We start from the raw sequence: 23,135 nt of genomic DNA, 5'->3' as shown, positions 1-23,135 counted from the left end.
AACCATGCACGAATTCGAGAGCCTGGACGGGCGGGTAATCCTTGTGACCGGCGGCGGCAGCGGGCTGGGGGCGGCGCTTTGCGAGCAGCTTGCAGCGGAAGGCGCGCGCGTCGCGGTCAGTGATATCGACGAGCAGCGCGCGCACTCGGTCGCAAGCAAGCTCAAGGAAGGCGGCGCCGACGTCATGGCCTGCGTCATGGACGTCGGCGTGGCGGCTGACGTGGCCGAGTGCATGGACGCCGTCGTGCGGCAATTCGGCAAGCTGGACGCCATCGTGAACAGCGCGGGCGTCGATGTGACGGCGCCCATCGATCAGCTCGACGCGGATGTCTGGGAGCGCGTGCTGCGCACCAATCTCACGGGGCCATTCTTGATGGCGAAGCTGGGCAAGAACCGGCTAAGCCCCGGCGGTCATATCGTCAACGTGGCGTCCACCGCGGCGCGGCGCGCCTGGCCCAATGCCAGTGCCTACCATGCCAGCAAGTGGGGGCTGATGGGCTTGTCGCATGCGTTGCACGCCGAACTGCGCGGCATGGGCATCAAGGTCAGCGCGGTCATCGCGGGCGGCATGCGCACGCCGTTTCTGCTGGATCGGTTTCCGGATATCGACACGGGCACGCTGCAGGACCCGGCCAACGTCGCGCGCGCGGTGCGCTTTGTGCTGACCCAACCGCCGGAAACCGTGGTGCCGGAAGTCATGGTGCTGCCGATGAAGGAAACGTCATGGCCTTAAGGCCGGCCGTGTTCCTCGACAAAGACGGGACCGTCCTGGCGGACGTGCCCTATAACGTCGAGCCCGAGCGCATGGCTTACGCGCCGATGGCGCTGGCCGGGCTGTCGCGGCTGGCGCAGACGGACCTGAGTCTGGTGGTGATCAGCAACCAGCCGGGCGTCGCGCGCGGGCTGTTCGCCGCCGACGCGCTCAACGCCGTCAGCGTCAAGCTTGCCGCCATGTTTCATGCAGCTGGCGCGCATCTGGACGGCTTCTACTGGTGTCCTCACCATCCCGAGGGCGTGGTCGAGGCCTATGCGATTGCGTGCGACTGCCGCAAGCCTCAGCCCGGGCTGCTGCTGCGGGCTGCACAGGAATTGGAACTGGATCTGCCCGCGTCCTGGTTCATCGGCGACATCCTGGACGATGTGGAGGCCGGCAATCGCGCCGGCTGCCGCACCATCCTGCTGGACGTGGGCAATGAAACCGAATGGCGCACCGGCCCGCACCGCGAGCCGACCTGCCGCGCCCCGGACCTCGACGCAGCGGCGCAGATCGTCACGGCCGGCGCGACGCTGAGGCCGGGAGCGCAATCATGAATTCCGATCCGGCGTGGCCGCGTGACGCGCACGTGCTCTGCATCCGGCTGGACAACATGGGCGACGTGCTGATGTGCACGCCGGCGATGCGTGCGCTGCGGCAAGCGGGCGCGCACCGGATCACGCTGCTGACGTCGCCGTCGGGCGCGCGCCTCGCGCCCTTCATGCCGGAGGTGGACACCGTCATGGCGTACGACGCCGCGTGGGTGAAGAACGCATCGCAGGGGCGGGATCAAGACGTCGACGCCATCGGCCGGTTGCGCGCGCTGCGGCCGGACGCGGCCGTGATCTTCACGACCTTCAGCCAGAGTCCGCTGCCGGCGGCGCTGCTGTGCCATCTGGCGGGCGTGCCGCGCGTGCTGGCGCATTGCCGCGAAAACCCATACCGGCTCATCACCGACTGGGTGCGCGAGGTCGAGCCGCAGGACGGCATCCGCCACGAGGTGCAGCGCCAGCTTGAACTGGTGGCCACCGTGGGCGCGCGCACTGACCATGACGGGCTGTCGTTCCGGGTGCGCGACGCCGACCGCGCGTCGCTGCGTGAAAAGCTGCACCACGCGGGTGTGACCGAAACCGATGGCTGGATCTGCGTCCACGCGGGCGCCACCGCATCGTCGCGCCGCTATCCGCCCGAACTGATGGTCCAGGCGCTGATCGACCTGCGCGGCGATGGCCGCCGCATTCTGCTGCTGGGCGGACACGAGGACCCGGCGCTGTCTGCGGCGGTGGCCAACGGGCGGCGTCTGTTGCCCGGACTGATCGACCTGTCCGACGGCCTGACCCTCGGCGAATTGGGCGCGGCGCTTGAGGGCGCGGCCGTGGTCATCTGCAACAACAGCGGCCCGGCGCATATCGCCGCGGCAGTGGGCGCACCGATCGTGGACCTGTACGCCTTGACCAATCCGCAGCATACGCCCTGGCGCACCGACGCTCGGGTGCTCAACAACGATGTGCCGTGCAAATACTGCTACCGCAGCGTTTGTCCGGAGGGACACCAAGCGTGCCTGTCCGGCGTCAGCCCCGAGCGTGTCGCGTTTGCGGCCCGGGAATTGCTGGGGCGAAGCCGCAGGTTTCAGACGGGCCCGCGCGCCGTCAAGGAGAAGATCTCATGTTCACGCTAGGCATCAATGCGGCTTATCACGACTGCTCCGCCACGCTGGTTCGCGACGGCGTGGTGGTGGCGGCGGCCGAGGAAGAGCGCTTCACCCGCGTCAAGCACGGCAAGCGGCCGGTCCCGTTCACGACGTGGCAACTGCCGTACTACGCGATTGACTACTGCCTGTCGGAAGCGGGCATCCGGCTGCGCGACGTGGATCACATCGTGTACTCGTATGACCCGTCGCTGCTGGCAAACGGCGCGGCGCTGCCGCAGGAGATCGTGCTGCCGCTGGAGCCCTCGCGCGCCGGCGCCGGCGTAGAAGGCGCGTCGCCGTGGGATCCCCTGTTTCTGTCGTACCTGGTGAACGCGCCGCGCCAGTTGCTTGACGGGGCCCCGCTGCACCTGAAGTCGCCGCGCTTTGACGATCTGACGCTGCAGCACATCATGGACCGCTGGATCTACCTGGACCATCACCTGTCGCACGAAAGCAGCGCCTTTCTGGCGGCGCCGTGCGCGGAGTGCGCGGTGCTGACCATGGATGGCCGCGGCGAGCGCTCGACGACCAGCTACGGCCACTTTTCGGGCGGCGAGTACGCGCGGCTCAAGCAGATCGACCTGCCGCATTCGCTGGGCCTGCTGTACGAAGAGGTCACGACCTGGTTGGGCTTTCTGCATTCGTCGGACGAGTACAAGGTGATGGCGCTGGCTTCGTTCGGCAAGCCCGAGTACCGCAAGGAATTCCGAGAAATCCTTCGCCTGGAGGAAGAGGGCGGGTACTCGTTGCAGCCGGCCCGCCTGACCGAGCGATTCGGCCCGCCAAGGCGGCGCGGCGCGCCGTTCGAGGACCGCCACAAGAACGTGGCCAGCTCGCTGCAATACGTGCTGGAAGAAACTGCGCTGCACATGGCGCAGTGGCTGTACGAGACGACCGGCGCCAAGAGCCTGTGCATGGCGGGCGGCGTGGCGCTCAATTGCGTAATGAATGCGCGCATAGCGCGGGATGGCCCCTTTGACGAGGTGTGGGTGCAGCCGGCCGCGGGCGACGCGGGCACGTCGCTGGGCGCGGCGCTGTACGTGGACTACCACCGGCGCGGCGGCAAGCGCGCGTGGACGATGGAGCATGCGTATCTGGGGCCGTCGTACTCGGATGACGAGATCGAACGCTTCCTGGATAAATCGCATCTGACTTATCGCCGGCTGGACGACGTGGCCGGCGAGGCTGCGGCGCTGCTCGCCGATGAGAAAGTGCTGGGCTGGTTCCAGGGGCGCATGGAGTTCGGCCCGCGTGCGCTGGGCGCCCGTTCGATCCTGGCGTCGCCGCGCGACAGCGCGATGCAGGCCCGCCTGAACGGCCTGAAGGACCGCGAAGACTTCCGCCCGGTGGCGCCCGTGGTGATGGAAGAGCGCGCGGCCCAGTGGTTTGACGGCCGCGGTGCGGCGTCGATCTGCGCGCCGTTCATGCTGTTCGTCTATGACGTGCTGCCGCACCGTGCCAGGCAGATCCCGGCTGTGCGGCACATTGACGGGACGGCGCGCGTGCAGACCGTGCGTCGCGACCAGAACGAACGCTACTACGACCTGCTGGCCGCCTTCGAGAAGCTGACCGGGGTGCCGGTGCTGGTCAACACCTCGTTCAACACGCGGGGCGAACCGGTGGTGTGCACGCCGCGCGATGCGATCGAGTGCTTCTGGACGTCGCCCCTGGATGCGCTGGTGATTGGCTCCTACCTCGTCGAGAAGCCGCGATGACGGCCCCGGGAGAAACGATCGCCGTGTCGGTGGTGGTGCCGACGTACAAGCGGCCCGACCTGCTGGCGCGGTGCCTGGACGCGTTGGTTCGGCAGCAGTTTCGCGCGCGTTACGAGATCCTGGTGTGTGACGATGCGGCCAGCGAGGCCACGCGCCGTCAGGTCGAGGAGTTTCCGCGTGGTCGCGTGGGTGCGCCCGCGCTGCGCTATCTGGCCGTAACCGCCACCCGCGGCCCCTCCGGCGCGCGCAACCTTGGCTGGCGCAGCGCCAAGGCCGAGATCATCGCCTTTACGGACGACGACACCATTCCCCGTCCGGACTGGCTGGCGCAGGGATTGCGCGGGTTCGCGCCGGATGTGGCCGCGGTGACCGGGGTCACGGAAATGCCCATCCCCGACCCGCCCAGCGACTACGAGCGCGACGCGTCGGGGCTGACGCGCGCCGAGTTCATTACCGCGAACTGCTTCGTGCGGCGCTCGGCATTGCTGGCGGTCGGCGGATTCGACACGCGCTACACGATGGCGTGGCGCGAGGATTCCGACTTGCAGTTTGCGTTGCTGGACTCGGGGTTTCGTATTGCGCGGTGCGAGCGCGCGCGGGTGGTGCACCCGGTGCGGCCCGTGCGCTTCGCGGCGGGGCTGGGCATGCAGAAGAAGGTCATGTTCGACATGCTGCTGCGGCGCAAGTATCCCGCGCTGTATCAGGAGCGCATCCGCCGCCACGGCCCGCGCTTCTACCTGAGCGTGACCGGCGCGTTCGTGCTGGCTGTGGGCCTCTTCGTCACGGGTCATTCGACGGCAGCGATACTGGCTGCGGGCGTCTGGGCTGCGTTGACGGCGCACTTTTTCATGCGGCGGCTGCGCGGAACCAGCCGGACGGCGCGCAATGTGATCGATCTGGCGATCACGTCGGTGGGCATCCCGCTCTTGTCCATCTTCTGGCGCACGGTGGGTCTGCTGCGCTTTGGCAGGAGCGCCGCATGAACGCCCCGCTGCTTGCATCGTCGCCCGCACCCGCGAGCATCGCGGTCTTCCGAGCGTTGCAACTGGGTGACATGCTCTGCGCAGTGCCCGCGCTGCGTGCGCTGCGCCAGGCGTTTCCGGAGGCCCACATTGCGCTGATCGGCCTGCCGAACGCACGGGAGTTCGTCAGCCGCTTTCGCGCCTACGTGGACGAGCTGATCGAGTTTCCGGGCGTGGAAGCGTTTCCCGAGCAGGCTGCCCGCGAAGACGAACTGCCTGGGTTTTACACCCGCGTGCGCGGCGCGCAGTTTGATGTGGCGCTGCAGATGCACGGCAGCGGCGGGCAGAGCAATCCCATCGTGGGACAACTGGGCGCCAGGCGGTGCGGCGGCTTCGTCGCGCAGGCCGATCAGGGCGTTCCTGGACAGTGGCTGCCCTGGCCGGACGAGCTTCCCGAGCCGCATCGCTACCTGGCGTTGCTGCGGCATCTGGGGCTGCCTGCGGAGGACGACGCGCTGGAGTTCCCTTGTTCGGAAGACGACCAGCAAGCCGCCGCCGATCTGCTGCGCGAGCACTCGCTTGATCCAACGCGCCTGGTGCTGATGCATGTCGGGGCGCGCCTGCCGTCGCGGCGATGGCCACTGGAGCGCTATGCGCGGATGGCCACCGCGCTCTTGCTGCAGGGCTGGCAGGTGGCGCTGACCGGCACCGCCGCGGAACGGCCGCTCACGGCCGACGTGCGGCGCCTGTCGGGGCGCAACCTGCCCGACCTGTGCGGCAAAACCACGCTGGGCGGCCTGGCCTCGCTGGTGCAGGCGAGCCGGCTGCTGCTCTGCAACGACACCGGTATCTCGCACATTGCGGCGGCCGTGCGCGCGCCCAGCGTCGTCATCGCCAGCGGCAGCGACGCGCGGCGCTGGGCGCCGACCAACCGCGATCTGCATGTCGTGCTTGCCGGCGATGCGCCTTGCCGGCCCTGCGCGCATGAGCACTGTCCCATTGGCCACCCGTGCGCATTGGCCGTGACGGTTCCCCAGGTGCTCCGCGAAGTGAACCGCCAGCTAGCAAGGGGAAGACAATGACGCCCGCCGCCCGCCCGCAGCGCCGCCTGCGTATCCTGACGTGGCACGTCCATGGCAATTATCTGTATGCGCTGAGCCAGACGCCGCATGATTTCATCGTGCCCGGCTTGCCGGGCCGCGTGCCGCATTACGGGGCGCTGGGCAGCCGCATCCCCTGGGGACCGGGTCTGATGCAGGTGTCCGCCTACGCGTTGCGTGACATGCAGTTCGATTGCGTGCTGTACCAGTTCCGCCAGAATCTGGAGGACGCGCGGCTGCTGCTCAGCGACGCGCAGCGCGCCTTGCCGTCCGCGTACCTGGAGCACGATCCCCCCATGCCGCATCCCACGGAAACGCGCCATGTGTTCCGCCACGACAAGGGCATGATCGTGCACGTCACGCCGTACAACGCCGTGATGTGGGATTGCGGGGACATGCCCAGCCGCGTGGTGGAGCATGGTGTGCCCGTGCCGTCGGTGTCCTATGACGGCAGCTTCGAGAAGGGCATTGCCGTGGTGAACCATCTGGGCCGCCGCGGCCGGCGCATCGGGGTCGACGTGTTCGAGCATGTTCGCGCGCGCACGCCGCTGGATCTGATCGGCATGGAGTCCGAGAAGCTGGGCGGGCTGGGCGAGGTGCCCAACATGGAGGTGGCGGCGTTCATGGCGCGCTACCGATACTTTTTCAGCCCCATCCGCTACGCGAGCCTGGGCTTGTCGCTGATCGAGGCCATGCTCTGCGGCGTTCCCGTCGTGGGGTTTGGCGGCACGGAGCTGCCCGTGCTGATTCGCAACGGCGAGAACGGCTACGTCGACAATCGGCTGGAGCGGCTGGTGGACGTGGGCCGCCAACTGCTGGCCGAGCCGGAGCTTGCCCGCGCGTGGGGCGCGGCCGGACGTGAAATGGCGCTGCAGCGATTCGGCATGGATCGGTTCGTGGCGGATTGGATGGACGTATTCGAGACGTTGATGGAGACGGCATGATGGATGCAATTCCCCGTACCGGCCGCGCGCTGGTGGCCGGCGGTGCCGGCTTCCTCGGATCGAATCTCTGCGCGCGGCTGCTGAACGACGGTTGGCAGGTGGTCTGCGTGGACAACTTCCAGACCGGCAGGGCCTGCAACGTTGCGGCGCTTGCGTCGCACCCGCGCTTCACGGTCATCCGGCATGACGTGGTGGACCCGCTGGGCGACATGGAGGTGGACCGGATCTACAACCTGGCGTGCCCCGCGTCGCCCGTGCATTACCAGGCCGATCCGTTGAAGACGCTGCGCACGTGCGTCCTGGGCGCGATGCAGTTGCTGGAACTGGCGCGGCGCACCGGTGCGCGCGTGTTGCAGGCATCCACCAGCGAGGTCTACGGCGATCCGCTCGAGCATCCGCAGTGCGAGGGATACTGGGGTCACGTCAATCCCGTCGGCCCGCGCTCCTGTTATGACGAAGGCAAGCGCTGCGCCGAGACGATATTCATGGAATACGCCCATCACGAAGGCGTGGTCGTCAAGATCGCGCGTATCTTCAACACCTATGGTCCGCATATGTCGCCGGACGACGGCCGGGTCGTGTCCAACTTCATCGTGCAGGCGCTAGCCGGCCAGCCGCTCACCGTGTACGGGGACGGGACGCAGACGCGCTCGTTCTGTTACGTGGACGACCTGATCGACGGGCTGGTGCGCCTGATGGAAAGCGCCGACAACGTCGCCACGCCCGTGAATCTGGGTAACCCGGTGGAACTGACGATGCTGGAAATGGCCGACATGGTGCGAGAGCTGACCGGATCGCGCGTGCCTGTCGTGCATCGCGCGTTGCCGGTGGATGATCCGACCCACCGCTGCCCGGACATCTCGCTGGCGCAGCGCAGCCTGGGATGGTCGCCCCGCGTGCATCCGGTCGATGGCATCGCGCGCACGGTGGCGTACTTCTGCGCTGACCGGGACCGGGCGCGGCGAGAGGGGCGGATGCCCCCCTTGCAAGCTTGGCCAGTGGCGCAGCAGCTTCCCTGAAAGCTCGGCCGCCGCGGCCTCGGCACAGGGCTTGCTGGCCCGCTCGTTTCTCACTTCAAGGAGATGCGCCATGAGCACCAAGCCCCATTCTCATCAGGACGACCCCGCCGACGCGGATCGCAAGCCGGTCCCGACCGGTGAGCGCACGCTCTCGGACCGCCCGGCCGATCCGAACCGCACGGGCGCGGGGCGCCAGTTTCCGCCGGGCATGGACCCTGCGGACGTGTGGGACCCGGGCAGCGCCACGCCGGATGCGCCGCCCGTGGACAACCGGTCCGGAGAGGGTCAGCCGCCCGACCGCAAGAAATGAAAACCCGCCCGGCCGAAAGGGCGGGGCGGGCATGGGTCGCGCCCGGTTGCGGCGCGATGCCTTACGGCTGCTTCAGTTCGTCGGCCGCATTCACCTGACCGAGCTCCGTACCCGTCACCGGGTCGCTGCTCGGGTCGGACGCCGTGCGGGCCGCCATGGCCTGCAGGGCCAGCACTTCGTCTTCAGTCAGGTTCACATTGGGCATGCCGTCGCCGTCGATGGCGCCCTGTTCTTCGCGGTCCGAGATGTACTCGAAGTTGGCGTCGCTGTTCCACGGGCCGCGCGTGTCGCCTTCGCCCTGCGACATGTTGAAGTACACCGAGGCAAAGCGCGGGTCGCCGGGCAGCTTTCCGGGCGGGAAATTCGGCTCTATCGAATACAACGCCTTTTCGAAGGAGCGCTGGTGCGACACTTCGCGGGTCATCAGGAAGCCCAGGGCATCCTTGACGCCGGGATCATCGGTGGCATTGATGAGGCGCTCATAGATGATCTTGGCGCGCGCCTCCGCGGCGATGTTCGACCGCAGGTCGGCGGACGGATCGCCGATGGTGTCGATGTAGCCGGCCGTCCAGAGCTGGCCGCCGGAATTGACCAGGGCGGGACCGCCGCCATACAGCACCTGCGTGACGTGCGAGTCATTGCCGGGGCCGTTCAGACGCCGGTAGATCTCGGCTTCGGATTCCGTGGCTTCGGCCAGCACGCCCTTGGCGCCCTTGTTCAGCATGGCGACGAGCGTGCCGATGACTTCCAGATGGCTCAGTTCTTCCGTGGCGATGTCGAGCAGCATGTCCTTGCGGCCCGGATCGTCTTCGGCCAGCGCCTGCGTGAAATAGCGACAGGCCGCGGCCAGTTCGCCCTGCGGGCCGCCAAACTGTTCCAGCAGCAGGTTGGCAAGACCAGGGTTGGTCTCGCTGACACGTACCGTGTATTGCAGTCGCTTGTTGTGTGCAAACATAACGTTCTCCTGATACCCGGCACTCCACCGGGATGCGTGTTGCGCGGCAGCCGTGAAAGCATTGCGCGCGGGTTGTAGATTCAGCGCTTCGCCTGGCTTTCGGGGTCGTCCGCCCGCATGAGGAACTGGCGCATGAGGCCCGGCGTGTTGTGTTCGATCCACTGCGCCATGGCGCGCTCTTCCTGCAGGATGCGTTCGCAGACCGCGGCCGTTTCCGCATCGCCGACGAACTTGGCGGCTTCGACCAACTGGCTGTACGCGGCGATCTCAAGATTCTCGAAGGCGTAGCTGAACATCGCGCCCTTCATGATCTCGTCGCTGGCAAAGACCCCGGAAAATCCCTGGAACGTCGCCATCATCTTGCCGGTCAGGTCCTTGAACATCGACGTGTCCCCGCCCAGCCGCTCGATGCAGCCGCGCACCAGGCGCTGCTGTTCGCGCGTTTCGACAATGTGACGCTCGATCCGCTGCTTGACCTCGGGATAGGTCTCGATGCGGCCCGCCAGGCTCGTCAGCATGGTCTCGGCTTGCTCTTCCATGGCATGGGCGTCGCGCAGCCAATCCAACAGATGCTCGGCCGCTTTACTGGTATCACTTTCCATAGCGTTCTCCTGAATGTGTCGCCCCGTGTGCGGCGGACAGCGAACCGATGCCGCAACAAATGTTCCTGACGTCCTGGTTCTTTCACGATCACACTTGCTTGAAGATCATCAGATAAAAGATCGCCAGAAATGCCACGAAGGCGATTGCGCCCAGCGCGACCCACCAGCCAAACCAGCGCCAGAACGCTGCGGGCAACGGAGTTCCTGCGTGGTCCGCCGCCGCCGCGGCATCACGCATCAGCATCTGCAAACGCACCACGGGCAGCCAGCACGCGATGGCGACGGCATACAGCCCCAACGACCACGCGATCCACGGCGTGGAGAGCGGCATCTGCATGAGGTGAACCAGATACAGGCCGGTGAGCGGCTGCAGCACGGCGGTTGTCGCGGTGAAGAGCCAGTCGGCCACGACCACCAGGCGTCCTACGACGGCGATTACGTGGACGTCCCTGCGCAGCACGACGCACAGCAGGTAGAACGCGGAGCCGATGCCGGTGCCGAAAAGCAGCGTCGACGAGAGCACGTGGATCAGCTTGAAGATCAGGTATTCCATTCGCGTTTCCTGGGCGTGACGGGTTCATGCAGATACAGGAGCACCAACGCTGCCAGCATCGGTAAATTTTTCGACAACGGTCCGAATGGGTGCATCCAGAACTCGGGCAGCCGAATGGTGATGATTGCGGTGTAGCCCGCGATAAGCACCGCCTGTGCAACCCACAACCATTGCCGGGCGCGGCCGCGTAATAGCAGGGTCAATACGCCGAAGCTAAGGTCGAGCGTTGCCGCGCCGTAGAGCGCCACGGGCGCAAGGACCGCGGGCACGCCGGTTCGATGCAGCAGGTCGAGACTGGCGGCGACCGGATACAGACCGAAGGAGACGGCGGCGGTCCATAGCCACACGAGTGCGATGCTGAACCGCAAGAGCGGCAGCGTGATGTCCAGTAGCGCGCTTGCGCGCAGGCCGTCGCGGGTGGGCGGCGCGATGAAGCGGCCGGGCGCGCGCGGGGGACGGTTGAGCAACGCTGAAAAAGGGGCGGGGTCGGCGGTGTTGCCGCGTTCGAGCATCGACAAGGCCGTGGGGTCGATCAGGCTGCCGGGCAGCATCGCCGCGGCGGTGGCGAGGCCCGTGGCCATGCGCAAGGGGATGGCGATGACGCGTTGACGCGAGTCAACGCCCAATGCGCGGCGCAGCGCGGCAAGGTAATCGCGCACGGTGATGGGCGCAGGTCCGCAGAACGCAATGGTGACGGGCGCTTGTGGCGGCGAGCGCAACAGAGCGAGCACGCCGTCGATGACGTCGTCCAGATGCACGGGTTGCACGGCCTGCCGCCCGCCGCCGGGCAGCGGCACCGCAGGCAGTACGGCAAGCCGGTTAAAGAGCGAGGCGCTGGCGCCGCCGGGTCCGTAAACCAGGGACGGCTGGATGATCGCAGCGGGCAGGTTGGACAGGCGCAGGGCGTCGTCGGCTGCACGCTTGCTGAGGTGAAAGTCACTGGCGGCGTTGTCATCGGCCCCCAGCGCCGAGAACTGGATCACGCATCGGACGTTCTGCCGCTGGGCGGCGCGGAACAGAGCCTGTGGCGCGCGCACATGCACGGCGGCAAAGTCCCCGGCCTGTCGCTCGCGAAAGATGCCGACGGTGTTGATGACGGCGTCGATGCTTTCAAGCAGCGGCATCCAAGCGTCCTCGGACTGAGCGTTGCCGAACTCCATGGGTACGAAAGTTGCGTCGGACATGGCGTTGCCGGTTGGCATGCGGCGCACGGGGCAAACAAGGGTGTGTCCCTCGGCCAGCAAGGCGCGCGCAAGACTGCCGCCGATGAAACCGCTTGCCCCCGTCAACAAGATTCTCAAGCCGATTCTCCCTGGCGGTTGCGGGAATGCCGCGCCGCCGTTGCGATGTCGGGCGCCGCAAGCTCCGTGCCCGTCGACTATCACAAGGAATGCTCATGAACCTATGGCTCACGGCGTTGCGCGAGGGCGCAATCAGTGGATCCGCCGCCAGTGTGCTGTCGACGCTGGTGTTGGCGGTTGCGGGCCGCAAGGAGGCCGACAGTTGGACGGCGCCCACCAATTCGACCAGCCACTGGATATGGGGACGACCGGCGTTGCACGCCGATGCGCCGACGTGGCGGCATACGGCAACCGGCTATGCGATTCACCATTCGGCGGCGGTGTTCTGGGGGGTGCTGCATGCGCGGGGCACGCAGGGGATGCCGGCGACTTATCGTACGGGGCCGGCAGTGGCGGCGGGGCTGACGGCGGCGGCGATCGCGTGCCTGGTTGACTATCGCGCGACGCCGCAGCGCCTGACCCCGGGGTTCGAGCATCGGCTGAGCACGTTGGCGCTGGTGTTGGTGTATGGGGCGTTCGGACTTGGGATGGCGTTGGGATCGCTGGCGTGGCGGGCGCGGGAGCGGCGTCGCGCGGAAGGGGAAGATGCGGACGGGGTGGCGTTTGGGGCACGCTTCAGGAATGGGGATTGCTGGCCCGATCCGCAGCGCGGTTTTCGCGTTGGCAACCGGGAGCACCCAATGAAATTGAAACTGAAACCGCTACGTGAGCAGGTGATGGTGATTACGGGCGCGAGCAGCGGCATCGGCGCGGCGACAGCGAAGATGGCGGCTGAACGCGGGGCGAAGGTGGTGTTGGTGGGACGCCAGGAAAACGGGCTGAACAGCGTGCTGAACGATATCGTGCGGGGCGGCGGATCGGCGATCAGCGTGGTTGCGGACGTGGGTGTGCAGGACGATCACGATCGTATTCTGGAACGCGCGATTGATAGTTATGGGCGGGTTGATACGTGGGTGAACAACGCGGGCGTTTCGATCTTTGGAACGCTGGAGTCGGTGCCGGTTGAGGACCAGCGCAAGCTGTTCGATACGGATTACTGGGGCGTGGTATACGGGTCTATGGTGGCGGTGCGGCACATGAAGGCAAGTGGCGGTGCGTTGATCAACGTGGGCAGCGAGGTGTCGGATCGGGCTGTGCCGCTGCAGGGGGCGTATTCGGCGGCTAAGCATGCGGTGAAGGGGTTTACGGATGCGTTGCGGATGGAGCTTCGTGAAGAAGGGGCGCCGGTGTCGGTGACGCTGATCAAGCCGGCTTCGATTGCTACAGGGTTTACTTCGCACGCGCGCAACTATATGGACGTTCAGCCTAGTCTCCCAGCGCCGGTTTACGCGCCGGAGGCGGTGGCTGATGCGATTCTGCACGCGGCGGAGTATCCGACGCGGGATTTGTACGTGGGGAGCGCGTCGCGGGCTATTTCTACGCTGGGTCAGAATATGCCGGGGCTGGCGGACCGTATGGCTGGATGGCTGTTTCGGCAGCAGCGCGGTGGCGCGGTGGCTGACGGCGGATCTGATTCGCTGTATGAAGGCGGCGGGTCGCATTCCGCCGAGCAGCAGGTTGGTCGTCGGAGCATGTATACCAAGATGGCGGTGAATCAGCCTCGCGGTACGGTGGTTGCTGCGGCGGTGGTGATTGGCGGGGCGGCTTGTTGGTTGCTGCGGTCGCGGCGTTGAGCGCTCGGCTTCGTTCTTGGGACGTCATGCTTGGTTCTTTTGACGCCCGGCGCGGCGTCGGCCTGGGGCGCGCGGGGCTACGATTGCGGTCCGGAGCCTTCGCTCCGGACTTCCCCGTCGTCATCGTCGTTGTCGCCTTCGGCGACTGCCTTCCGATTCCCTCGGGCGCATCTACACGCCCCGCACGCCCCAGGCCGACGCCACGCCGGGCTCGAGTGGCCTGAGCTTGCCGGGCGCTGGGGCGGGTGGAGTTCTTGAGGTTCTTGCTGGCGATTTCTGGGTGTGGAGCGTCTTGCGGGGCCCGTCCCACGACGGCCGCGCGGGCGGCCTGGTGGGACTTACGCGGTGTCTTGCGTCTGACAATGACGCTTCGCGCTTGCGGATGAAAATCGGTTGTCAGCTACGTGGTGCCTGCCTTCAGCCACGCCGAACAACCGGCCGGTGCCACCGAGCCGCTGACGTACATCGCGCCGGCCGCAAACAACCGCAGCTTCTCCGCCGTCGGAATCGCCGTCATCACCCACACCGATCCCTGCGAATCTGACCACACGACTCGCGCATCGGTATCCGCCAACGCCTGAAACATCGTGCCGGGCGATGCGCCGGGCCGCAGCGCGATGACAGTTGTGTCTGCATCCGCGCGCAACGGAAAGAGATTCACCAGCCCACCTGCAAGCACACCTGCCACCAACAAGCTCGCAAACGTCTTGCCAGTACGCGCGTTGGGCGGTGGACGGCGATGATTGCGCGTGCGCCAGCCGTACACCAGGGGCACCAAGCCAAATACGACAAACCAGGCCAAGTCCCACACCAGCGGATCCTCCGCGTCCATCTTGATGCGATGGATTCCGGTGATCCAGTGCGAGAGCAGGGCGTCGATGATGTGCCAGACGCCGAAGCCGATCCAGAAGTGGCCCCATCGTGGACGGAGCGCGGGGCCGGTCGTGGCGGCGGAGCGGGCGCGATATAGCTCGATCAAGCCCGCGGCTGCGATGACGTACATGATGGCGTGGAAGATGCCGTCGGCGGCGACCTGGGCGCTCAGGCTGCCGAGCGGGCCAACCTGTATGTTGGAGAGCAGGTGATGCCATTGCAGGATCTGGTGCAGCAGGATGCCGTCGAAGAAGCCGCCCATGGCGAAGCCCAGCAGGAAGCTGGCGCGGCGCAGGCGGCGGGGGACGGTCGGATCTTCCGGAGGGCGGACGAGTTCCATTGGTGCTCCTGGATTAGTGGGTGAAGGTTCGGTCAGGCGGTGGCGGGCACCGGGTGGATGCCGTCCTGGACGCTGCGGCGGTCGTGGCCGGCTTGCAGGTCCCAGAGTGCGCGCAGCGGGCCGCGGGCGGCCAGGAGTTCGTCCAGGGAGCCGTCTTCGACGATGCGGCCGGCGTCTACGACGACGATGCGGTCGTAGCGGGTCAGGGATGACAGCCGGTGCGCGACGGCGACGACAGTGCGGCTGCGCATGAGTTCGGCCAGGGCGTCCTTGATGAGCTGTTCGGAGTAGCTGTCCAGCGCGGAGGTGGCTTCGTCGAGCAGCAGGATGGGCGCGTCTTTCAGAAACGCGCGGGCGATGCCGATGCGTTGCCGTTCGCCGCCGGACAGCAGGGCGCCGCGTTCGCCGACGATGGTGGCATAGCCGTCGGGCAGGCGCTGGATGAAGGTGTCGCAATGTGCCTGGCGTGCGGCGGTGATGACGTCTTCTTCGGTGGCGTCGGGCCGGCCGTAGCGGATGTTTTCCATGATGGTCCGGCGAAACAGGCTGACGTCTTGCGGCACGACCGAGATGGCGTCTTTCAGGCTTGCTAGCGTGACCTCGCGGATGTCCTGGTCGCCGATCAGGATGCGGCCTTGTTGCGGTTCGTCGGCGCGCTGCAATAGCGAGAGCAGGGTCGACTTGCCGGCGCCGGAGGCGCCGACCAGGCCTATTTTCATGCCGGGGCGGATGGATAGGGTGATGCCGCGCAGCGCATGGCAGCCGTCGGGGTAGGTGTATTGGACGCCTTCGAAGGCGATGGCGCCGGCGGGGTGGCGCAGCGGTTGGGCGTGGGGTACGTCGGGCACGGAGTGAGGCCGTCCGACCAGGCGCAGCATCTCGGCAATGACGCCGAACTGCTGCGCGGTGCCGACGAGCGCGAGCGCGAGGTCGCGCGAGCCATGCAGGATGCGGAAGGTGAGCGCGCTGACGACGACGACGTCGCCGGGGCTGGCTTGGCCCTGTTCCCAGGCGCGCAGCACCCAGAGCAGCATGCCGCCGGCCACGAGCCACAGGCAGGCGTCATGAATAACGCGTGCCTTTTCGACGTACATCCAGCTTCGGCGCTGGGCGCGGGCTTCTTCGCCGAGCGCCTTTTCAAGGCGTGCACGCTCGCGCGCCTGGGCGGAGAAGGCCTGCACGGCCCAGATGTTGGAGATGGCGTCGACGATTTCTCCGCCGACGTGGGCGGCCTGCTCGCCGTACTGCTGGTGCAGGCTGCGCCCGCGCGCGCCGAAGGAGATGATGATGGCGGCCAGCACGAGGACGAAGCCGAGCAGGGCGGCGGCCATGCGCCAGTCGACGGTGCTGAGCACGACCACGGCGCCCAGGAAGTCGACGCAAGGCGGCACGATGCTCCAGACCATGGCGCCGTAGATGGCGCCGGCGGCGCTTGCGGTGGACGAGATGCGGTTGGCGAGGGCGCCGGAGTGGTGCTGGCGGAAGTAGCGGGTGGAATGGTGGCTCAGGTGCTCGAAGACCTCGACCCGCAGCGCGGCGCAGGCGGCCACGATGTTGCGGCAACCCAGCCATCCGCCGCAGCGCCACAGTGCGGCTTCGATGGCGATGACGGCGAGGAAGAGGCCGAGCGCCCACCACACCTGCACGGACGCGTCTGCGCCCAGCGCCATGGCGTCGACGATGAGCTTCATGGCGTACTGAACCGTCACGGAGCACACGCCGGCCAGGACGACGATCAACCCCAGCAGGCCGAACGCCCAGGGCCGCTGGCGGACGTATCGCCAGAGAAAGGCCGTGGGTTGGGTGGGGAGGGCGGGCAGGACGGGCATGACTCAATCTCCGTCGGCGCTGCATGTGGGCGCGGGGAGCAGGCCGGCGGGACCGCGGCCCGCGCGTGCCGCCTGCGCGCGCAGTTCGATTTCGAGCGGGGCGTACACGCTGCGCCGGCCGTCGGACGCGGGCGCGCTCAGGAGGCCGGTCGGGCAGTGGCGGTCGTCTTCCCAGCCGGGGTAGTCCGTCACCGGATACAGGCAGATGCCCGCGACGTCGACGCCGCGCGCCTGCGCCAGCGCGACCTGGTCGGCGACGTAGCGCATCCAGCGGGGGCGGGCGAGACCTTCGGCCCCGGTTTCCGCAATGAACAGGGGTTTGCCGTAGCGGTGCGCGCAACCTTGCAGAAGGTGGGCCAGGGACGTGTAGCGCGCGTCGTCCCACGGCAGGGGCGCGCCGCGGTGCAGCCATTGGTTGTGGGGGTAGTAGTTCAACCCGATGACGTCGACGTAGCGCTCGTCACCGCCCAGGTCCGCGTGCCCGCGTCCGCACAGCATGTCGAGTGCTTCGAACTGGGCCTCGCTGGCCGCCGCGGCTTCCAGGGCGTCGCCGGGTTGCGCGGGCTGAATGGCAATCAGCGGCTCGGCGCAGACCAGACGCGCGTCCGGGTCGGCTTCCTGGATCGCGTCGCTGGCCTGGATCGCGGCGCGGGCGAGCTGCCGTTTCAATTCCAGGCCGCGGCCGAGCGTGCATGGTCCGAAGTGCGCCATATCGCCGCCCGCCCAGCTCCAGTACGAAATTTCGTTCATCGGGCAATACCAGGTCGGCATATCGGTTTCTCCGGCAATCAGGCGGGCCGTCGCAGCGGCATATCGGGCGAACGCCTCGGGAAAGGAGGGCGACCAGATATCCAGCCACGCCGGCCAGCCGTAGTGGCACAGGTCCCAGATCACTTCGACTTTGCTGTCGCGGGCGGCGTGCAGCAGCGGCAGCAGCGAAGACCAGTCGTATACGTTGGCGGCGGGGCAGACGAGGTGCCAGCGCACCCCGTCCCTTGCCGTCCGCATGCCCAGCGCGGCGATGGCGGCGTAGTCCTGGGCCGCCCACTTCGCATGGCCGGTGGACTCGATCAGGTCAAGCTGCCTGCCATCGGGAAACCGGTGGCAGGAGCATTCGAACCCCGCCTGCAGGAAGCTCTGAAACGCCATGCCCCGATTCATTCGGCCACGACCGCACCGCGCGGTTCTGCCTGCCGGCTTGCCATCTCCTCGTACGTGGACAGGGCCTGCGCCACGACCTGGTCCATGTTGTAGTAGCGATAAGTCGCCAGGCGGCCGACGAAATGCACGCCTTCGCAGGCATCCGCCAGCGCCTGGTACCGCCGGAACAGCGCAGCGTTTTCGGGGCGCGGGACGGGGTAGTACGGGTCCCCCTGCGCGCTGGGATACTCGTAGGTCACCGCGGTCTTGGCGTGGCGCTGGCCGGTCAGGTGCTTGTATTCCGTGATGCGGGTGTAAGGGACGTCTTCGGCCGGGTAGTTGACGACGCCGACGGGCTGGTGCCATTCCTCGTTCAGCGTTTCGTGCCGAAACTTGAGGGACCGGTACGGCAGCGGGCCGAAGCAATAGCCGAAGTATTCGTCGATGGGGCCGGTATAGATCAGCTCGTCATAGCTGAACGCCGACTTGGCTTCCTCGAAGTCCATCCCGAGCGCCAGCGAGATGTTGGGATGATCCAGCATGCGCTCGAACATGTGCGTGTAGCCCTTGAGCGGCATGCACTGATGGCGGTCGGTGAAGTAGCGGTCGTCGCGCGAGAGCCGCGTGGGCACGCGCGCGGCGACGGAACGGTCCAGCTGCGAGGGGTCCAGGCCCCATTGCTTGCGCGTGTAGCCGCGGAAGAACTTTTCGTACAGGTTGCGGCCGACCTGCGAGACGACGTAGTCCTCGGCGCTAGACACGACGGAAACCGGCTCGGCCACCGTCTGCAGAAATTGTTCGGCCTCGGCGGCGGTGAAGCACCGTCCGTTCAGCCGTTCGAGCGTCGTGAGGTTGATCGGCATCGGCACCAGCATGCCGTCGGTGCGGGCCAGGACCCGGTGTTCATAGGGCCGCCATTCCGTAAACCGGGACAGGTATTGCAGCACCTTGTCCGAGTTGGTGTGGAAGATGTGGGGACCGTAACGGTGCACGAGCAGTCCGGCTTCGTTGTAGAAGTCGTACGCATTGCCCGCGATATGCGGACGGCGGTCCACCACCATGACGCGCTTGCCGCTGCCGCGCGCCAGGCGTTCGGCCAGCACGCTGCCGGCGTAGCCTGCACCGACGATCAGGCAGTCGTAGTGTGTGGGCGTCAGACTTTGCGGCCGGCGCAGCGCGGTTGGCGGCGCGGACGGATGCCGGGCCTTGCGTGCAGAGCTCGTCCAGGCGCGGTTCATCGCGTCGCAGATGCCTTCCCAGCTTCGGTCCCACGACATGCCCTCAAGCGCGCGGTCCGCATGCTGGGCCACCGTGTCCGGCTCGGCCGCTGACTCCAGCGCAAGCGCTATTGCGTTGACGAAGGCCGGCGCATCCGCGGCGATGTGCACGACGGGGCACCCGCCATAGGCACGCACGACGTCCGCAATCGGCGTGGAGACGACGGGCTTGCCCGCCGCCAGGTATTCCGGCGTCTTGGTCGGGCTGATGTAGCGCGTGGACTCGTTCATCGCGAACGGCATCAGGGCAACGTCCCAGCCCGCCAGATAATCGGGAAGCTGGTCGTACGTGCGCGAGCCGAGGTAATGGATGTTGGGTGCCTGCGGCAGTGTGGCCGGGTCTATCTTGACCACCGGGCCGATCAGCAAGAAGTGCCATTCCGGCCGCATGCCGGCCGCCTGCGCCAGCAGTGCCGTGTCGAAGCGCTCGTCCAGGACGCCATAAAAGCCCATGCGCGGCGACGGGATTGCAAGCAGGTCGGCAGGGATGCTGGCCGACGTGCGGCCCCGCGCGAAATGCTGCCGGTCCACGCTGCTGGGGAACGCATGCACATTCGGGTGCAGCCGCCGCTTGGATTCGTAAAGGCTATGCCCGCCCGTGAAGACCACGTCGGCGCGCGAGAGCAGCTGACGTTCCAGCGCCACCAGTTCCGGCGGCGCGCCGCGAAACGCGGACAGTTCGTCCATGCAGTCGTACACCACTAGCCCGGCGTCCAGATCTTCGGTAAACGGCAGGCTCATCGGCGTGTAGTACCAAAGGACCGGTGTGGCAAGGCCGTGCTCGCGGACAAGCTCAGCAAGCAGGCGGCGCTGGTCTTGTTCCGCCGCTTCCCGCGCCACATGCGGCGTGATGACGGTGACGCGATCGACGCGGCTGGACTCGAGCCAGCCGTGGCGGGCGGCGTCTTCCCAGACGGGTTCTTCAACGTAGTAGACAGCGTGGGCCCGCGCGAAACGCGTCATCAGATGCTGGGGCCGCTGGTGCACGAAATTCCAACGGAGATGGGAAAAGCACAATATCGCAGGGCGCTCGCGCGTCAGCCATCCGTTCGCCGCAGGTGCTTCCGGTGCGGTGGGAGGGCGGGCGTGGGGTGCGCCGCCAATTGAGGAATCGACGGTACGCATGGAAACTCCAGGAGATGGGGATGGGTCCGGTGATGGCGGGGCGGCTTGAGCCGGGGTATCACACCGAAAGCGTGTGAAAGCGCTTCGCAAGCATCGTGCCGAACGCGCGCGGGACGCGGGGCTGCGATAAATCGCCTGGATCAATGGCGATTGCGGCCCAAGGTGTTGACGCGTCGTGGATATTTTTCGACCTGCGTTGCAAGTTCTGCGTTCGACCCAGCGTCTTTGCGACCATTTCAGATGAATCATTCCTCGCGGCATGGCATTTGCTGCGCTACGCCTGATCGCGTGTTGCGGTCACGTCAAAGGAGATTCTGATGAAAGCACTTTGCTGGCACGGCAAACACGACATCCGCTACGACACCGTTCCCGATCCCGTCATCGAGCACCCGCGCGACGCGATCATCAAGGTGAGCGCGTGCGCCATTTGCGGATCCGATCTGCATCTGTTTGATGGCTTTATGCCTGGCATGAAGTCGGGCGACGTCATGGGCCATGAGTTCATGGGCGAAGTCGTGGAAGTCGGGGCACAGGCGCAGAACCTGAAGATCGGCGACCGCGTGGTGATCCCATTCACCATTACCTGCGGGGAATGCGACCAATGCAGGCGCGGCAACTTCTCGGTCTGCGAGCGCACGAACCGCAATGCGGCGCAGGCGGCCAAGATGTTCGGCCACACGACGGCAGGGCTGTTCGGCTACACCCATCTGACGGGCGGCTATGCCGGCGGCCAGGCGGAATACGTGCGCGTGCCGTTTGCGGATTCAACGCACGTGCAGGTGCCCGACGAACTGTCGGATGAACAAGTGCTGTTTCTGGGAGATATTCTGCCCACCGGTTGGCAGGCCGCCAAGCAATGCGACATCGAATCGACCGACACGGTCGCGGTGTGGGGCGGTGGCCCCGTCGGCCAGATGGCGATCAAGAGCGCGATCCTGCTGGGCGCGCGCCAGGTGATCTGCATCGAATCCGTGCCGGAACGCCTGCAGATGGCGCGCGATTGCGGCGCGGTCACGATCAACTTTCAGGACGAGGACGTCGTGGAACGGTTGAAGGAACTGACCAACGGCAAGGGACCGGAGAAATGCATCGACGCGGTCGGCATGGAGTCGCACGCCAGCAGCACGATGGAGCATATGTACGACCGCATGAAGCAGGCCGTGGGCGCCGAGACCGACCGGCCGCACGTGCTGCGCGAAATGATGTACGTGTGCCGGCCGGCGGGCATCCTGTCGGTGCCCGGCGTGTATGGCGGGATGATCGACAAGATTCCGTTTGGCGCGTCGATGAACAAGGGGCTGACGTGGCGCATGGGCCAGACCCACGTGCGGCGCTGGACGGACGAGCTGCTGGACCTCATCGTGCAGGGCAGGATCGATCCGTCGTTCGTCATCACGCATCGCGCCAAGCTGGAGGCCGGGCCGGATTTGTACAAGACGTTCCGTGACAAGGAAGACCGCTGCATCAAGGTCGTGCTGACGCCTTGAAGTCTTGACGCGTTGACCGATTTAATCGTTGGGCTTTGACCACCGAGGCCGGAAATCCCGCATCCGGCCTCGCGTTTGTCAGGTTTCCGGCTGGACGGTGTCGCACAAGGCGTCCAGTTCCCGCGTGACCTCCTGCCACGACCAGCGGATGAGATCCACGGCCACACGCTCGCGGGCTGTGAAGCCGCCGCCGCTCGCGGCTTCCTCAACCGCGGCATCCAGTTTGGCAAATGGCTCACCGGTGCTGCACATGGGCGCTTCGGCGCCCTTGTCACGAATGACGCGGGCCAAGCCGTCGATCTGCTGCCGTGCCGCCATCGCGACGTCGTGCAGCGCGGGGCCCAGACGGCGGCAGACGTTGTCGGTCAGCTCCATGCCGCCGATGCGTTCCATCAGCGGCACGGTCAGCCACAGTTCCTCGATCCGTTCCTGCAGCCGATGGGCCTGCGTGTCCGCGCCCAGGATGCGAATGGGCACTGATCGAGACTGGCTTGCCATGTCGCGTGCGCGCCAGTGGGTGCGTTCCAGCGCGGGCTTGTCACGCGGCCGCGGCCGGGCACGCCCTTCGTTCACGGCGGCGGCCCATTCAACCAGCAGTTCGCCGTAGAGCTGCAGCGAGGCAGCGAGGTTGTACCGCATGCTGTACCGGGCCGACAGGGGCAGCACCGCAAAGGCGGCCAGGATCCCGGCAATGGACCCCACGACGATGGCGAGCGTCTTGTTCACCGCGCCGGCCACGATGTCGGCGTCCGGCGTAACGGTCAGGATGGTTGCCGTGACCAGGCTGTAGTTCAGCGTCGGCCAGCGTATCGACAGGCAGGCGGCGGCCCCTACGCCGGCCACGATGCTCCATGGCGCCGGAATGTTGGCGGCGTGCGCCAACGGCACGAGCGTGATGCCCAGCGCCACCCCGATCAGCGCGCCCAGGATGCGGGCAGCGGCCTCGCCGACGGTGCCCTCGACTGTAGCGCGCACCACAAAGAGGGCGGAGAAAGCGCCCCATGCGACGTCCGGCATCTGCCACCACGTCATGCAGCCGAAGGCAAGCAGTACAGCCGCCACAGTTTGCAGCGGCAGGCGGACGCTGTCCTCGGCGATGGCGGCCCGGTAGGCGGCAGCGCGTTTCAATAAATGGGAAAAGAGGGGGCTCATCGGCAACTGATTCATCTACAGCATGGCGCGGGGGCGTCGGGCATCGCCGGCGGACAGGGAAAACACGGGCGCCACATGGCAGCGACCGCACGCGGCAGGCCCCGTGCGGTCGCTGAAGGTGCAAGGCAAACGCGGCGGGCAGGCTCAGGAATCGGACTTTTTGGGACGTCCGTACGGATCCTTGCCGGCCGGCGATTGCGAGCCGCCGGCGGGGTAGCCCGAGTTGGTGTCCGGGTCCTGATTCACATCCCCCGTCGGCGGTCCGTCCTCGGTCGGTTGGCCGGTGAAGCCGGTCTCGGCGCGGTCGACATGCGGAGACGGCGGCGGATTGGGC

21 protein-coding genes are annotated in these 23,135 nt (G+C 66.9%); 11 read left to right on the top strand and 10 right to left on the bottom strand.

Features of this window, described 5'->3' with window-relative positions; all coding sequences use genetic code 11:
* The first annotated feature begins 4 nt into the window (after positions 1–4).
* The 9 genes from MHZ91_RS20700 to MHZ91_RS20660 all read left to right on the top strand — a co-directional run bounded on the left by MHZ91_RS20700 (position 5) and on the right by MHZ91_RS20660 (position 8,494).
* Complete coding sequence (locus tag MHZ91_RS20700; RefSeq protein WP_218344438.1) at positions 5–733, top strand: SDR family oxidoreductase; 729 nt, start codon at positions 5–7, stop codon at positions 731–733.
* Positions 724–1,311 carry an HAD-IIIA family hydrolase gene (locus MHZ91_RS20695; RefSeq protein ID WP_239215462.1) on the top strand — a complete coding sequence of 196 codons (588 nt, stop codon included), beginning with the start codon at positions 724–726 and terminating at the stop codon, positions 1,309–1,311. The genes MHZ91_RS20700 and MHZ91_RS20695 overlap by 10 nt, the downstream gene beginning before the upstream one ends.
* On the top strand, positions 1,308–2,432 hold the full coding sequence (locus MHZ91_RS20690; protein WP_239215461.1) for a glycosyltransferase family 9 protein: 1,125 nt from the start codon (positions 1,308–1,310) through the stop codon (positions 2,430–2,432). The genes MHZ91_RS20695 and MHZ91_RS20690 overlap by 4 nt, the downstream gene beginning before the upstream one ends.
* Positions 2,420–4,159 carry a carbamoyltransferase C-terminal domain-containing protein gene (locus MHZ91_RS20685; RefSeq protein WP_239215460.1) on the top strand — a complete coding sequence of 580 codons (1,740 nt, stop codon included), beginning with the start codon at positions 2,420–2,422 and terminating at the stop codon, positions 4,157–4,159. The genes MHZ91_RS20690 and MHZ91_RS20685 overlap by 13 nt, the downstream gene beginning before the upstream one ends.
* A complete protein-coding gene (locus MHZ91_RS20680) occupies positions 4,156–5,142 on the top strand; it encodes a glycosyltransferase family 2 protein (RefSeq protein WP_239215458.1) in 987 nt (328 codons plus the stop codon). The genes MHZ91_RS20685 and MHZ91_RS20680 overlap by 4 nt, the downstream gene beginning before the upstream one ends.
* On the top strand, positions 5,139–6,203 hold the full coding sequence (locus tag MHZ91_RS20675) for a glycosyltransferase family 9 protein (protein WP_239215456.1): 1,065 nt from the start codon (positions 5,139–5,141) through the stop codon (positions 6,201–6,203). The genes MHZ91_RS20680 and MHZ91_RS20675 overlap by 4 nt, the downstream gene beginning before the upstream one ends.
* Positions 6,200–7,165 carry a glycosyltransferase family 4 protein gene (locus tag MHZ91_RS20670; RefSeq protein WP_239215454.1) on the top strand — a complete coding sequence of 322 codons (966 nt, stop codon included), beginning with the start codon at positions 6,200–6,202 and terminating at the stop codon, positions 7,163–7,165. The genes MHZ91_RS20675 and MHZ91_RS20670 overlap by 4 nt, the downstream gene beginning before the upstream one ends.
* Positions 7,162–8,184: a UDP-glucuronic acid decarboxylase family protein gene (locus tag MHZ91_RS20665; RefSeq protein ID WP_239215452.1), complete on the top strand. Its 1,023-nt coding sequence runs from the start codon at positions 7,162–7,164 to the stop codon at positions 8,182–8,184. The genes MHZ91_RS20670 and MHZ91_RS20665 overlap by 4 nt, the downstream gene beginning before the upstream one ends.
* A 70-nt stretch (positions 8,185–8,254) precedes the next feature.
* Positions 8,255–8,494, top strand: coding sequence for a hypothetical protein (locus MHZ91_RS20660; protein WP_175138654.1), 240 nt, complete (start codon positions 8,255–8,257; stop codon positions 8,492–8,494).
* Positions 8,495–8,555: 61 nt separating this feature from the next.
* Here MHZ91_RS20660 and MHZ91_RS20655 read toward each other — a convergent pair whose 3' ends face one another.
* The 4 genes from MHZ91_RS20655 to MHZ91_RS20640 form a co-directional block, all read right to left on the bottom strand.
* Positions 8,556–9,449: a manganese catalase family protein gene (locus MHZ91_RS20655; protein ID WP_239215450.1), complete on the bottom strand. Its 894-nt coding sequence runs from the start codon at positions 9,447–9,449 to the stop codon at positions 8,556–8,558.
* Between the two features lie 80 nt (positions 9,450–9,529).
* Positions 9,530–10,051 (bottom strand): ferritin-like domain-containing protein, encoded by a 522-nt coding sequence (locus MHZ91_RS20650; protein WP_175138652.1) that lies wholly within the window; start codon positions 10,049–10,051, stop codon positions 9,530–9,532.
* A gap of 88 nt (positions 10,052–10,139) precedes the next feature.
* Positions 10,140–10,604 (bottom strand): DUF2269 domain-containing protein, encoded by a 465-nt coding sequence (locus MHZ91_RS20645; RefSeq protein WP_239215449.1) that lies wholly within the window; start codon positions 10,602–10,604, stop codon positions 10,140–10,142.
* Positions 10,592–11,989 carry an SDR family oxidoreductase gene (locus MHZ91_RS20640; protein ID WP_370647848.1) on the bottom strand — a complete coding sequence of 466 codons (1,398 nt, stop codon included), beginning with the start codon at positions 11,987–11,989 and terminating at the stop codon, positions 10,592–10,594. The genes MHZ91_RS20645 and MHZ91_RS20640 overlap by 13 nt, the downstream gene beginning before the upstream one ends.
* Before the next feature lie 11 nt (positions 11,990–12,000).
* Between MHZ91_RS20640 and MHZ91_RS28420 the strand changes: the two genes are divergently transcribed.
* Positions 12,001–13,578, top strand: a complete 1,578-nt coding sequence (locus MHZ91_RS28420) for an SDR family oxidoreductase (RefSeq protein ID WP_370647847.1) — start codon at positions 12,001–12,003, stop codon at positions 13,576–13,578.
* 400 nt (positions 13,579–13,978) lie between these two features.
* On the opposite strand, the gene MHZ91_RS20630 is transcribed toward MHZ91_RS28420, so the two are convergent.
* Genes MHZ91_RS20630 through glf form a run of 4 tightly spaced genes read right to left on the bottom strand, consistent with a single transcriptional unit; the run spans position 13,979 to position 20,024 of the window.
* Entirely contained in the window at positions 13,979–14,791 is an 813-nt protein-coding gene (locus tag MHZ91_RS20630; protein WP_239215447.1) for a DUF2243 domain-containing protein, read from the bottom strand.
* 32 nt (positions 14,792–14,823) lie between these two features.
* On the bottom strand, positions 14,824–16,620 hold the full coding sequence (locus tag MHZ91_RS20625; RefSeq protein WP_239215446.1) for an ABC transporter ATP-binding protein: 1,797 nt from the start codon (positions 16,618–16,620) through the stop codon (positions 14,824–14,826).
* 3 nt (positions 16,621–16,623) lie between these two features.
* Entirely contained in the window at positions 16,624–17,769 is a 1,146-nt protein-coding gene (locus tag MHZ91_RS20620) for a beta-glucosidase (RefSeq protein ID WP_239215445.1), read from the bottom strand.
* Between the two features lie 8 nt (positions 17,770–17,777).
* Complete coding sequence (glf, locus tag MHZ91_RS28415; RefSeq protein ID WP_370647846.1) at positions 17,778–20,024, bottom strand: UDP-galactopyranose mutase; 2,247 nt, start codon at positions 20,022–20,024, stop codon at positions 17,778–17,780.
* A 455-nt stretch (positions 20,025–20,479) separates the two neighbouring features.
* Between glf and MHZ91_RS20605 the strand changes: the two genes are divergently transcribed.
* Positions 20,480–21,649 (top strand): zinc-dependent alcohol dehydrogenase, encoded by a 1,170-nt coding sequence (locus tag MHZ91_RS20605; RefSeq protein WP_239215444.1) that lies wholly within the window; start codon positions 20,480–20,482, stop codon positions 21,647–21,649.
* 78 nt (positions 21,650–21,727) lie between these two features.
* On the opposite strand, the gene MHZ91_RS20600 is transcribed toward MHZ91_RS20605, so the two are convergent.
* Complete coding sequence (locus tag MHZ91_RS20600; protein WP_239215443.1) at positions 21,728–22,801, bottom strand: FUSC family protein; 1,074 nt, start codon at positions 22,799–22,801, stop codon at positions 21,728–21,730.
* Positions 22,802–22,945: 144 nt separating this feature from the next.
* Positions 22,946–23,135 (bottom strand): hypothetical protein (locus MHZ91_RS20595; RefSeq protein ID WP_239215442.1); only part of this gene is annotated, 190 nt, incomplete at its 5' end.

Source organism: Achromobacter sp. ACRQX, from assembly GCF_022346505.1.
Lineage (GTDB): Bacteria > Pseudomonadota > Gammaproteobacteria > Burkholderiales > Burkholderiaceae_B > Achromobacter > Achromobacter animicus.
This window is presented reverse-complemented; position numbering and strand designations above follow the sequence as displayed.

Bases quoted from the DNA above. Each gene is read 5' to 3' on its own strand.
- MHZ91_RS20700 (WP_218344438.1), top strand. From the start codon at position 5: ATGCACGAATTCGAGAGCCTGGACGGGCGGGTAATCCTTGTGACCGGC.
- MHZ91_RS20695 (WP_239215462.1), top strand. From the start codon at position 724: ATGGCCTTAAGGCCGGCCGTGTTCCTCGACAAAGACGGGACCGTCCTG.
- MHZ91_RS20690 (WP_239215461.1), top strand. From the start codon at position 1,308: ATGAATTCCGATCCGGCGTGGCCGCGTGACGCGCACGTGCTCTGCATC.
- MHZ91_RS20685 (WP_239215460.1), top strand. From the start codon at position 2,420: ATGTTCACGCTAGGCATCAATGCGGCTTATCACGACTGCTCCGCCACG.
- MHZ91_RS20680 (WP_239215458.1), top strand. From the start codon at position 4,156: ATGACGGCCCCGGGAGAAACGATCGCCGTGTCGGTGGTGGTGCCGACG.
- MHZ91_RS20675 (WP_239215456.1), top strand. From the start codon at position 5,139: ATGAACGCCCCGCTGCTTGCATCGTCGCCCGCACCCGCGAGCATCGCG.
- MHZ91_RS20670 (WP_239215454.1), top strand. From the start codon at position 6,200: ATGACGCCCGCCGCCCGCCCGCAGCGCCGCCTGCGTATCCTGACGTGG.
- MHZ91_RS20665 (WP_239215452.1), top strand. From the start codon at position 7,162: ATGATGGATGCAATTCCCCGTACCGGCCGCGCGCTGGTGGCCGGCGGT.
- MHZ91_RS20660 (WP_175138654.1), top strand. From the start codon at position 8,255: ATGAGCACCAAGCCCCATTCTCATCAGGACGACCCCGCCGACGCGGAT.
- MHZ91_RS20655 (WP_239215450.1), bottom strand. From the start codon at position 9,449: ATGTTTGCACACAACAAGCGACTGCAATACACGGTACGTGTCAGCGAG.
- MHZ91_RS20650 (WP_175138652.1), bottom strand. From the start codon at position 10,051: ATGGAAAGTGATACCAGTAAAGCGGCCGAGCATCTGTTGGATTGGCTG.
- MHZ91_RS20645 (WP_239215449.1), bottom strand. From the start codon at position 10,604: ATGGAATACCTGATCTTCAAGCTGATCCACGTGCTCTCGTCGACGCTG.
- MHZ91_RS28420 (WP_370647847.1), top strand. From the start codon at position 12,001: ATGAACCTATGGCTCACGGCGTTGCGCGAGGGCGCAATCAGTGGATCC.
- MHZ91_RS20630 (WP_239215447.1), bottom strand. From the start codon at position 14,791: ATGGAACTCGTCCGCCCTCCGGAAGATCCGACCGTCCCCCGCCGCCTG.
- MHZ91_RS20625 (WP_239215446.1), bottom strand. From the start codon at position 16,620: ATGCCCGTCCTGCCCGCCCTCCCCACCCAACCCACGGCCTTTCTCTGG.
- MHZ91_RS20620 (WP_239215445.1), bottom strand. From the start codon at position 17,769: ATGGCGTTTCAGAGCTTCCTGCAGGCGGGGTTCGAATGCTCCTGCCAC.
- MHZ91_RS20605 (WP_239215444.1), top strand. From the start codon at position 20,480: ATGAAAGCACTTTGCTGGCACGGCAAACACGACATCCGCTACGACACC.
- MHZ91_RS20600 (WP_239215443.1), bottom strand. From the start codon at position 22,801: ATGAGCCCCCTCTTTTCCCATTTATTGAAACGCGCTGCCGCCTACCGG.